This window comes from Thermobifida fusca NBRC 14071 = JCM 3263 (assembly GCF_001592045.1).
Taxonomy (GTDB): Bacteria; Actinomycetota; Actinomycetes; order Streptosporangiales; family Streptosporangiaceae; genus Thermobifida; species Thermobifida fusca.
Map to the genome: position 1 here is coordinate 1 of NZ_BCWB01000073.1, position 10,861 is coordinate 10,861.

10 protein-coding genes and 1 pseudogene are annotated in these 10,861 nt (G+C 66.2%); 8 read left to right on the forward strand and 3 right to left on the reverse strand.

What is annotated here, in order from left to right; translation table 11 throughout:
- Positions 1-237, reverse strand: a pseudogene (locus tag TF1_RS15445) (glycosyltransferase); the annotation flags it as partial.
- A gap of 710 nt (positions 238-947) precedes the next feature.
- Between TF1_RS15445 and TF1_RS15450 the strand changes: the two are divergent.
- The 5 genes from TF1_RS15450 (at position 948) to TF1_RS15470 (ending at position 5,241) form a co-directional block, all read left to right on the forward strand.
- The gene (locus TF1_RS15450; protein ID WP_016189368.1) at positions 948-2,927 is read left to right on the forward strand and encodes an N-acetylmuramoyl-L-alanine amidase; all 1,980 of its coding nucleotides are present in this window, start codon (positions 948-950) and stop codon (positions 2,925-2,927) included.
- Between the two features lie 96 nt (positions 2,928-3,023).
- A complete protein-coding gene (locus TF1_RS15455; protein WP_011293338.1) occupies positions 3,024-3,266 on the forward strand; it encodes a hypothetical protein in 243 nt (80 codons plus the stop codon).
- Positions 3,267-3,504: 238 nt separating this feature from the next.
- Positions 3,505-3,891, forward strand: a complete 387-nt coding sequence (locus TF1_RS15460; protein WP_016189369.1) for a BlaI/MecI/CopY family transcriptional regulator — start codon at positions 3,505-3,507, stop codon at positions 3,889-3,891.
- A gap of 4 nt (positions 3,892-3,895) precedes the next feature.
- The gene (locus TF1_RS15465; RefSeq protein WP_011293340.1) at positions 3,896-4,840 is read left to right on the forward strand and encodes a M56 family metallopeptidase; all 945 of its coding nucleotides are present in this window, start codon (positions 3,896-3,898) and stop codon (positions 4,838-4,840) included.
- Positions 4,841-4,926: 86 nt separating this feature from the next.
- Positions 4,927-5,241: a DUF2516 family protein gene (locus TF1_RS15470; RefSeq protein ID WP_011293341.1), complete on the forward strand. Its 315-nt coding sequence runs from the start codon at positions 4,927-4,929 to the stop codon at positions 5,239-5,241.
- Positions 5,242-5,246: 5 nt separating this feature from the next.
- On the opposite strand, the gene TF1_RS15475 is transcribed toward TF1_RS15470, so the two are convergent.
- Entirely contained in the window at positions 5,247-6,206 is a 960-nt protein-coding gene (locus tag TF1_RS15475) for a neutral zinc metallopeptidase (RefSeq protein ID WP_011293342.1), read from the reverse strand.
- An 11-nt stretch (positions 6,207-6,217) separates the two neighbouring features.
- Complete coding sequence (locus tag TF1_RS15480; RefSeq protein WP_016189371.1) at positions 6,218-7,075, reverse strand: neutral zinc metallopeptidase; 858 nt, start codon at positions 7,073-7,075, stop codon at positions 6,218-6,220.
- A gap of 271 nt (positions 7,076-7,346) precedes the next feature.
- Here TF1_RS15480 and TF1_RS15485 point away from each other — a divergent pair, with 271 nt between their 5' ends.
- The 3 genes from TF1_RS15485 to TF1_RS15495 form a co-directional block, all read left to right on the forward strand.
- Positions 7,347-9,092 carry a DUF2207 domain-containing protein gene (locus TF1_RS15485; protein ID WP_011293344.1) on the forward strand — a complete coding sequence of 582 codons (1,746 nt, stop codon included), beginning with the start codon at positions 7,347-7,349 and terminating at the stop codon, positions 9,090-9,092.
- 13 nt (positions 9,093-9,105) lie between these two features.
- Entirely contained in the window at positions 9,106-9,531 is a 426-nt protein-coding gene (dtd, locus tag TF1_RS15490; protein WP_011293345.1) for a D-aminoacyl-tRNA deacylase, read from the forward strand.
- A gap of 176 nt (positions 9,532-9,707) precedes the next feature.
- Positions 9,708-10,861: endo-1,4-beta-xylanase (locus TF1_RS15495; protein WP_061784018.1), on the forward strand; the 1,154-nt coding region annotated here is incomplete at its 3' end.

Genomic DNA, 10,861 nt, shown 5'->3' on the forward strand with positions numbered 1-10,861 from the left:
CCCGGGCGCCAGTTCGACCTCGGGAGGCTGTTCGAAGGAGGTCGCCCGGGTGAAGATGTCGACGGCGATCCCGCGCTCCGCCAGCCGCTTGGCTACCTCGACGATGTAGACGTTCATCCCACCGGCGTCGCCGGTTCCGGGCTGGTCGAGGGGTGAGGTGTGCAGGCTGATGGCGGCGATCCTGCCGGGCTGCACCGTCTGGCTCTGAGCCTCCGTACCCGGAGTCTGTGACGCCACTCGGTTCCCCGTCCCTTCCGGTCCTCTGCGGTTGTACTGCTGCTGACCTCAAGGTCAACATTCGCCCAAGGGCGCAGTGTTCCCATCTTGACCACGAGGTCAGTGGGCACCGGCACTCGGGGTGGGGATTGCCTGGGCCTGGTTCTGCGAAAGGTCAGGCCTTCTTGACCTTCCCCTTACCTGTCTGGGCAAAGGCCCGACACACCCGCCCACCGAATACGACAAAACTCACATACGTCACACCCGGCACAGCATTTCGGACAGTAGCGGAGACTCTACTTACGGTCTCCTTACTGTCGCATGGCATCCCTGGTGCCGGCGCCTGCGCCTGCACAGCACCGTCCGCCCAGCGGAGGCCTCCCTGCTCAGAGCAGGGCCAGGGCTGGAGGCGCAGAGCCTGCAGCCGCACTTCTTTGCGCCGCATGCCCGGCAGCACCGGGAATCCCGGGGATCCACCGCCCGTAGGAAGCAAAGACGCTTTCCTGTCGCGCAGCCGACAAAAACCGCTTAATACGACATCGCCACGCTTTCCCGACAGCTTCCCGAATTCGACTATTGCCGTTTTCTTTCCCGATGGACCGAGGAAATTGCGGCCACCCCTTTTTACGGAACGTAGTGACCGCTTTTCTTCAACTGGTTATCAAGTCCCCCTTGTCGCGGAACAACCAGTAACAGCCCTGGTAAAAGCCTGTTTTCCGCTTGGAGGACACATGCCCAAACCCGAGCGATTTGTGTCCAGGTCCGACCTCGGGTGGGGACCTTCCAACGCCTCATACGCCAACCCGAAACTGGGCTTAGTCATCCACTACGACGGCTCCAACCAAAACCTCGCCGCCAAAGACCACAGCGCCTGTATCAACTACTGGAAAAACACTCGATCATTCCACACCGGCCCAGCGCGCGGCTGGGCAGACATCGGCTACTGCGTAGACGAAGAGACCGAAATTCTCACCACAGACGGCTGGAAGACATTCCGGGAAACCGCCCCAGGGGACCTCGCGCTCACCCTGAACCACAGCACCGGGCTCGCGGAATGGCAGCCGATCCTCGACGTCTACGTGTTTCCCGCGCAACCGCGGACCATGATCCGCATGGAGGGGCGCACCCATTCCTCACTCACCACCCCGCAGCACCGCTGGCCCGTGGAACGCGCCACCCGCACCACGGCGGCGTCTGAGGAAACCCGCCGGGAACGCACGTGGGCCACGACCGAAACCCTGACCGACGGGGACCGCATCCCCCAGGCAGCCCCGTGCCGGGACCTCCCTACCGAACCCAAATGGTCAGATGCTCTCGTCGAGCTCGTAGCGTGGCTTTGGCTCGGCGACCACGCCACCCGCAGCCGCCACTCCGCCACCCTCGCCCTCTCCCAGAGGGACGGGCTCGGAGCAGCCCGGATCCGAGCAGCACTGCACTCCCTGTTCGGTCCCCCTGCACCGCAGCCTTCCCGAGGCGGCCGGAGGCCTTGGTGGCGAGAGCGCCTCACCCGGTCCTGCGTGGAATTCCACTTGTCCCCGGGGGCGAGCCGGATGCTGCTCGAACACATCCCCGACGGGGCAGTGAGCTTCGGTTTCCTGCGCTCCCTGACTCGGGCTCAGCTCAACCTCTTCATCGACACTTCTGTGCGCGCGTGCCGCGCCCACGGCACGACCACGGCCTCCCGCACCGCTCTCGTCCACCGGGACCGGCGGCGGGCCGAAGCCTTCCAATTCGCCGCCATCCTGGCGGGATACCCGGCATCGCTGCGCCACCGCACCCTGCCCGGCCCCGCCCCCGCCGACGTGTGGCTCGTGCACCTCGACACGGCCCAGGACTTCGCCCCCAAAGCTGCGACACCGGGCCTCACCATCGCCGAAGAACCGTATACGGGGCGTGTGTGGTGCGTCCGCACCCCGAACGCCACCTGGCTGGCCCGGCGCGCCGGAACTGTCTACTTCACGGGCAACAGCTTCGGAGCATGCCCGCACGGCTACGTGTTCGAAGGCCGCGGACTGTACAAATCCCAGGCCGCCCAGCCGGGCGGCAACGCGACCTACTACTCGGTGACGCTCATGTGCGGGCCCTCCGACACGATCACCGACGCCCAGATCAACGCGGTCCGGCAGCTCCGCGAATGGCTCATGGAACCGGCGACGTCCATCGCCGGGACGGTCAAAGGCCACCGCGACTTCATCAGCACGTCCTGTCCCGGTGACACGCTCTACCGGATGGTCCGGGACGGGGTCTTCAGTAAGCCAGCACGCTGGGGAACCACCGACACCGAGGAGGACGAGGTGCCGCACTACCTCAACATCGCGCAGACCAAGGAGGTCGTCGTCCCACCCAAGCAATACGTCTCACTGCGCTGGGACACCGTGTGGACGGACACTGCCAAGACCGCGCACAAGGACGGCCTCGCCGTCATCTCCAAGCCCTGCGATCTCAACGGTGCGCTCTGGCTGGATATTGAAGGATTGGCGGAAGGCGAAGACGTCCAAGTGCGCATGGCCGACTGGGAACGGGCGACCAAGAAGTACTCGCTGCACCCGATCGCAGAAGGCATCGGCACTGAAGGCCGGTCGTTCCCCGTGTTCCCGGTCGTCAACCGTCTCGGCTCCGGACGCACCATGGACTTGCGCGTCTACAACGTCGGGGAACAGCCCTTCACTATTCGGCGCGCCACGTTCAAAGGACACGTCTGGCTGCGCTGAGCCGCCCTGCTTCGCTCCTGCACCGCCTAAGTCTGCTCCCCGACCCCTCCCCTTGCCCGCACCTTCGTTGTCAGCCCGTCGGCCGGGAGGTCGTCCATGCTCACATCCATCGTCCGCACCACCGTGCCGTTGATCGTCGGGGCCCTCACCACCTTCGCTGCCACCCATCTCGGGATCAAGCTGCCGGAGGAAGTACTCACCGAGCTCGTCACCGTGGTCGTCGCCGGGATCTACTACACGGTGGCCCGCTTCCTGGAAGAGCGGGTCTCGCCCGCTTTCGGCCGCATCCTGCTCGGCTTGGGCCTGCGCGGCACCCCTAAGTACGAGGCGAAGCCGTAGCTCTTGCGGACCTTCTTGGAGGAAGCGCCCCGTCACCGCCCCGGGGCGCTTCCGTTTCATGCGCTCTGGACCAGTCCGCTAGCGTCCCGGCGCAGGGCGCTCTGCGCCACCAGGTTCGACCCCACGGCCCCGCGTCTCGTCACCGATTGCGCTCCAGGCCATGGCGTGCAGTGCCTGCCGGAGAGCGGAACCCTTCCCTCCTACACGGTGTAGTACTACCAACAGTAAACTGACTTCTATGAAGACCAGGCTCGGCGACCTTGAACGCGCGGTGATGGATGTACTGTGGGAACAAACCGAGCCCATGACGGTTCGGGAAGTAGGTCGTGCTCTTGCAGACCGCGACCTCGCCCACACCACGGTCATGACCGTGCTTGACCGGCTCGCCAAAAAAGGAGTCGTACGTCGGCACCGCGACGGACGTGCGTGGCGGTATCGCCCGGCAGCCAGCCGAGAGACCTACATCTCGGAGCTGATGCTTGACGCGCTCGGCCAGACTGGTGACCGCGATGCCGCTTTGGCGGCCTTCGTCCGCTCGATGAGCGGGCAGGAAGCCGAAGTGCTCCGCCGCCTCCTCTTGGAGAACCACGGGGAGCACGGGGAGAGCGACAGATCAAGGATGTAGCTGAATGGTCGTTGCCGCACTGCTCACGTTGATCGCAGGCGGCTGCCTTCTCGCCGCCCACCACCTGCTGCGTGCCCAGTGGCCTTCCCGAGGCCCGCATGTCGCTGTGGTCGCCTGGCAGGCGCTGGGGCTGGCGTGGGGGATATCCACCATTGGCGCCCTGCTAGCGTTCGGCCTCGCCCCCTACGGGCAGGGAATTCTTCTCGGTCTGGCCGCCCTCGCCGAGGATGCTGCCGCGAACGGCCTCCAACTGGGGGTTCTGGCTGAGGGGCACTTCGCTGCAACCCGCGTGGCAGCAATCGTCGCCGCGGTCGGCCTGACCACCGTGCTCCTCTGGGGGCTGGCGGTCTCCTTCATCCAGGTCGTGCGGACCCGCCGCCGCCATCGGGCACTTCTCGCCCTGGTCGCCCGCGACCACCCGGAGATTCCCGGGGCGCGGGTGCTCGACCATCCCGCAGCGGCGGCCTACTGCCTGCCCGGCGTGCTGAACCCGCAGATCGTCATCAGCGCGGGAGCCCTGGAAGTACTGGACCGCCGAGAGCTTGCCGCAGTCCTCGCCCACGAGCACGCCCACCTGCGGCAACGCCACGACCTTGTCCTCCTCCCGTTTTCTTCGCTGAAACGCGCCTTCCCGAAGATCCGGCTGATGGAACGCTGCTACAACGCGGTGGCGCTCCTCATCGAAATGTGCGCGGACGACCATGCCCGCCGCTACCACTCGCCCCGCGAGCTGGCGACGGCATTGGTGCGGTTCGGCGCGGCAGGCAAGGCGGCAATCCCCCTCGGCGCCATGGCGGTGGTGCCCAACGAGAACCAGCCCGAGGTGTTGGCGCGGGTTTCCCGGCTGTTGAACCCGGTGAAACTGTCCCGCAGGGCCACGGCGGCGGTGTTGAGCGGGTCGGCTTCCCTCATGGCGGTGACCCTAACACTGTGGCATCTGCCTCTGTAACAGGCCGTGCTGTCCGGGCACGTTTCGCGGCCGTCGTACGTTTACTCTGAAGGCAAGGTTCTTCGAAGCAGAGGTCGGGTGCTCGCGTGTACGCCATTGGCTTTTTCGATCTGCTGTTCCAGGTCTTCCATCTGGCGATCTTCGTGGTGTCGCTGTACGCGCTGATCGAGGCGGCCCGCACCCCCGCACCTGCGTTCCCCGCGATGGACAAGCAGACCAAAGGGCTGTGGGTGGGTCTGCTCAGTGCGAGCACACTGGTCTCGCTGGCCGCGGTAGCGGGCATGTTCGTGTTCCTGACGATCCTGGCGCTGGCCGTTTCCCTCATCTTCCTGATCGACGTGCGGCCCGCGGTCCGGCAGATCGGCCGCTCCGGCAGCGACGGCCCCTACGGTCCCTGGTAATCCGCCTATTCGAGCAGGCTCTCGTCGGCTGTCCACGTGTTGCAGGAGCCGGGGGTCTGGTGGCTGAGCCCTCGCTCCAGCCAGAGCGCGCTGTTGTGTGCAGACCCGTGGGTGCGTTCCGCGGCGCTGCTGCCCTCCCGGTCCGCAGTGTTCGCGGCGTCTTCGAGAAGCGTCTCGTATTCGCTGTCCCCGATGGGATAGGTGACCTGCACTGATCCGAGGAAGACCCCGGCCAGACAGTTGGCTTGCAGTTCGCTGCGGCGGGTCCAGAAGCTCTGCTGGGCGGGGTCGCTTTCTTGACGGCGCTGCTCGTGGTAGTACTCCAGGATCCCCGCTTCTCCCTGCACGTGGTGCCCGTACTCGTGGGCGAGGAGCGAGGCGTAGACGACGCTCTCCGGGCTGTACTTCCATTTAGCCGCGATGTCCCGCACCCCCAGGTAGATGCTCTTGTTCGCTCTGCAGTAAAAGCCGCCCGCGGCTGACGGGTAGTCGCGGCACGGGCTGCTGCCGGGTTTCCGCCAGAAGACCCGTTCCGGGGGTTCGAAGTCCAGTCCGGCTTTCGCGAACTGGACCGTCCACGCCTGGTCGAGGCAGTCGGTGAGCGTGTGCAGGAAGTGCTCCATGGAGTCGGCGTCGTGGACGTCAAGCTCCGGGGCGGGGCAGGGCGGGGAGGCCAGCCGCCCAGTGGCGTAGAGCGGGTTCTGGAAGAGCACGCTCTCTTCAGGGAACTCTGTGAGCAGGCTGCTGTCGGGCCTTGGACGGGTGTCATCGGGGGCGTCCTGCGGTTCCGGTTCGGCGGCGTCGTGATCTGGCCGCAGCACGTCGAACGCCCCGGTGCTGTGGCCCAGCAGGAGCGCCAAGGCGAGGACCGCCGCCCCCACCGCGGCGAAGGGGCCCCAGGCGCGGTTGTGGCTCTCCGCGGTCTGCCTGTCTTCCCACTCCCCGTCCCAGCGTGACTCGTCCACCGGCTTCCTGGTCAGTCGACCAGTTCCTCCCTCGCCTCCCACGTGTTGCATGCGGCGGGGTCTTTGCGGTCCATGCCGTGCTTGGTCCACAGTTGACCGTTGTCAGGACTGCCGTGGGTGTGGATATCCCCCCGGTCAGCGCGAAGCGCGACGTCCCGCAGCACCTCTTCGCGTTCCGTTGTGCCCACGGGAAAACTGTTCTCTACCGCGCCGAGGAACACCCCGCTCAGACAGTTGGCTTGGAGCTCGCTGCGCCGGCTCCACGCGTCGCGGTTCTCTTTGCCGTCGCTGCCGCTCCGCATCGCCTGGTACTGGGTGAGGATGCCGGTCTCCCCCTGCACGTGGTGGCCGTACTCGTGGCCGAGCAGGAACGTGTACGCCACGGCCTGGTCGCTGTGTCCGGAATCGGCCACGATGTCTTCCACCCCGAGGTACAGTCCTTTATTTGCGTGGCAGTAGAACGCGGACGTCCCCTCCGCGGGATAGGTCCCGCACGGGCTCTGCCCCGAGGTGTACCAATAGATCCGGTTGGGGGGTTCGAACTCTAGTCCTGCGGCGCTCAGGTGGGTGCCCCACGCTTCATCAAGGCAGTCGGTGACCTCGTGGAGGAAGTTCTCCACGGATTCCGGGTCGGCAGGGTCGAGCTCCGGGGCAGGGCAGGTCACCGGCCGCAGCTCCCCGCTCAAGTAGAGCGGGTTGGTGGTCAGGATGTCCCGGGCCAGAGCTCCCTCAGGGGGCGCGGGACCGGAGTCGGCGGGCGGGGGCGCGGTGCCCGCCAGCGGCCTGGTGCCCGACTCCAGGAAGGAGGCCACGAGCACGAAACCTGCCAAGGCGACGGACGCCAAGCCCATGAACAGGGAGATCGACACCCCGATCCCCAGGGGGCGTGGCCCGGCGCGTGCTGTGTAGGCAGGCAGCAGGTACTCGCTGCCGAAATTCCGTTTCCTGGCTGGTGCCGCTGTGCTGTTCCGTCCTCGCACCCGCTTGTTCCCCACTGTCGGCCCGTCTTAGGTCACTTTTTGATTATGCAAGGACGAATAGGGCGATACTTCTGCCCGGCCATCTTTCTCGCAGATCCGCTGGACGCGCTCGATAGGCTCACCGTGTGTGGTGTGCGGGGAAGAACAGGTGAGGTAGACGATGAGGGGAACGGCTCTGCTCAGCCTCGCTGCCGTGGTGTCGACGGGGGCGCTGCTCGGGGGCCCGGTCCCAGCATCGGCTCCTCACGACCCGCAGACCCACACCATCCAGCAAGGGGAGCCTGCTGCCGGGCAGATCGTCAACACGATCTCGCTGCGGTTGGACGAGCAGGGGATTCTGCACGCGCAGGAACGCATCACGTTCGGCGGGGAGAGTCCCGCCGAGTTCACTCGGACTTTCCTGCTGCAGGAGCCCTACGACACCGACCACGACCGGCGGTACGAGATCAGCGGGTTGAGTGCGCACACCGGGGCAGGCGACCCGGTCGAGGTCACCGTCACTGAAGACGACACCACCATGGATGCGGTGCTCGCCACCGGGGGCGCCTCCGTCGTCATCCTCGACTATCAGGTGCTCGGCACGGTCAGCGAGGTCGGCGACCGGTTGGAGCTGGAGTGGACCGCGATCGGCGGCTACAGCGAGTTCGTGGAAGAAACGACGGTGGTGGTGGACGCGCCCAGCCCGCCGCAGGCGCTGTCGTGCGCGGCCGGGGAGCCGCTCAGTTCCATCTACTGCACGTCGTCGGATATGGGCGGCCCTCAAGCGCTCGTCGCCCGTTTCCTCCAAACCGACCTGGAGCCGGGCCAGACGTTCGACATCGTGGTGAGCTATCCGCAGGGCACCGCGGAGAGCACGTTGATCCTGTCCCGCTCCTGGTCGCTCACCTCAGCGTTCGCGATCACCCCGGTGACCGCGGGGGTGTTCGGGCTGCTGCTCGTGGTGCTGGTCGGCGGCCTGGTGCTGCTGATCTGGGTCCGTGGCCGAGACGAGCGGGCGCTGCGGTCGGAGGCGCGGAAAGCCGACCACGCCCCCGTAGAGCCGGGGGTGGGCGGCAGCCTGCAGTTCCATCCCCCGGACAACGTCCACCCCGGGCAGATCGGCACGCTGATCGACGAGCAGGCAGACGTCGTGGACATCACTGCGACCGTGGTGGATTTAGCGGTGCGCGGCTATCTGCGGATCGAGGAGCTGCCGCATGAACGCTACGCCTCGGTGGACTGGCTGCTCACCCGGACCGGTCAGCGCGGTGAGGAGACGCTGCTGCCGTATGAGCGCCTTCTATTGGACGCGCTGTTCCCGAAGGGCCCGCAGACCCGGCTCTCCGAGCTGGGCGAGGAGTTCGCCCAGCAGTTAGCTGACGTGCGCGAGGAACTGTACCGGGACATGGTGCGGTTGAAGTGGTTTGCGCGCCGCCCCAATCGGGAGCGCAACCAGTGGACGACAGTGGGCATCTTCCTGGCACTGCTGGGCGTAGTGGTCACCGTGATGCTGGCGATCTTCACGAACGCGGCGTTCACCGGGCTTGCGCTGGTCATCGCGGGGGCCGCGGTGACGGTCGGCGCCCAGTACGTGCCCGCGAAGACCAAACTGGGCAGCGCTGTGTTCGCGCACGTCGTGGGGTTCCGCGCGTACCTGCTGCGGGCCCAGGTGGACGATATTCCGCCGGATCGGCGCGTCCACGTGTTCTCCCGCTACCTGCCGTACGCGATCATCTTCGACAACGTGGAACAGTGGGCGCGGATTTTGGCGGCTGCCGGAGCAGAAGAGGCATCCGGTCAGGGACTGTCCTGGTATCGCGGGCCGGCAGACTGGGGTCTGGAGGATTTTGCCGACTCCATCAAGGTGTTCACGCTGACCCTGTCCGGGGTCATCTCCAACACTCGGCAGTTCCGGACCCTGATCTGAGAGGAGCAGTGTCATGCGCGCGGTCGTGCAGCGGGTCAGCCATGCCTCGGTGACGGTCGACGGGAAGGTTGTGGGGGCGATTGACGAGCCAGGTCTGCTGGCGCTGGTAGGGGTGACCCACACGGACGGGCCTGCCGAGGCTGCCAAGCTGGCGCGGAAGCTGTGGACGCTGCGGATTTTGGAGGACGAGAAGTCGTGTTCTGACGTGGGCGCGCCGCTGTTGGTGGTCAGCCAGTTCACGTTGTACGGCGACGCCCGCAAAGGGCGCCGTCCCACGTGGCACGCTGCGGCACCGGGACCGGTGGCGGAGCCTCTGGTGGACCAGGTCGTCGAAGAGTTGCGTGCTTTGGGCGCCCGAGTGGAGACGGGTGTGTTCGGTGCGCGGATGTCGGTGGCGTTGACCAACGAGGGCCCGTTCACTGTCCTGCTCGAGGTTTGAGTAACGGCTGTCCGTATGGGTTTTATAAAGACGATCTTCCACTCCGATACGTAACGTGTTAGATTTGTCACCGGTCGCACGTGGGAGCGCTCCCGAACGTGCGGTCTGACCGACAGGCTGAGGGGGCACGTCGGTCGCGCCACAAAAGAACATCCGTCGCGCGAAAGGAAAAGTCGATGACGGAAACCCGTCACCGTCCTTCGCGGCGAGCCAGACGCTCGCTCAGCCTCCTCCTCACCTCGGCGCTGACTGCCGCCGGCCTGCTGGTCACGGCCGCCCCGGCACAGGCCGAGTCGACCCTGCGGGAACTGGCTGCCCAGAACGGCGGCCGCCACTTCGGTACGGCTATCGCCTACAGCCCGCTCAACAGTGACGCCCAGTACCGCAACATCGCGGCTACCCAGTTCAGCGCCATCACCCACGAAAACGAGATGAAGTGGGAGTCGCTGGAGCCGCAGCGGGGCCAGTACAACTGGAGCCAGGCCGACAACATCATCAACTTCGCCAAGGCCAACAACCAGATTGTGCGCGGCCACACCCTGGTCTGGCACAGCCAGCTGCCGTCCTGGCTGAACAACGGCGGCTTCTCCGGCAGCCAGCTCCGGTCCATCATGGAGAACCACATCGAGGTGGTGGCCGGACGCTACCGGGGTGACGTCTACGCCTGGGACGTGGTCAACGAAGCGTTCAACGAGGACGGTACGCTCCGCGACTCGATCTGGTACCGCGGCATGGGTCGCGACTACATCGCCCACGCGTTCCGCAAGGCGCACGAGGTCGACCCCGACGCCAAGCTGTACATCAACGACTACAACATCGAAGGCATCAACGCTAAGAGCAACGGCCTCTACAACCTGGTGGTCGACCTGCTCCGCGACGGTGTGCCGATCCACGGTATCGGTATCCAGTCCCACCTGATCGTCGGCCAGGTGCCGTCCACGTTCCAGCAGAACATCCAGCGGTTCGCTGACCTCGGCCTGGACGTGGCCATCACCGAGCTGGACATCCGCATGCAGATGCCGGCCGACCAGTACAAGCTCCAGCAGCAGGCCCGCGACTACGAGGCCGTGGTCAACGCCTGCCTCGCGGTGACCCGCTGCATCGGTATCACCGTCTGGGGTATCGACGACGAGCGCTCCTGGGTGCCCTACACCTTCCCGGGTGAAGGTGCTCCGCTGCTCTACGACGGCCAGTACAACCGCAAGCCCGCCTGGTACGCGGTCTACGAGGCTCTCGGCGGCGACTCCTCCGGCGGCGGTCCGGGTGAGCCGGGCGGTCCTGGCGGTCCGGGTGAACCGGGCGGCCCCGGTGACGGCACCTGCGCGGTGAA

Coding starts and splice junctions, on each gene's coding strand:
- TF1_RS15450 (WP_016189368.1), top strand. CDS start 948: ATGCCCAAACCCGAGCGATTTGTGTCCAGGTCCGACCTCGGGTGGGGA.
- TF1_RS15455 (WP_011293338.1), top strand. CDS start 3,024: ATGCTCACATCCATCGTCCGCACCACCGTGCCGTTGATCGTCGGGGCC.
- TF1_RS15460 (WP_016189369.1), top strand. CDS start 3,505: ATGAAGACCAGGCTCGGCGACCTTGAACGCGCGGTGATGGATGTACTG.
- TF1_RS15465 (WP_011293340.1), top strand. CDS start 3,896: ATGGTCGTTGCCGCACTGCTCACGTTGATCGCAGGCGGCTGCCTTCTC.
- TF1_RS15485 (WP_011293344.1), top strand. CDS start 7,347: ATGAGGGGAACGGCTCTGCTCAGCCTCGCTGCCGTGGTGTCGACGGGG.
- dtd (WP_011293345.1), top strand. CDS start 9,106: ATGCGCGCGGTCGTGCAGCGGGTCAGCCATGCCTCGGTGACGGTCGAC.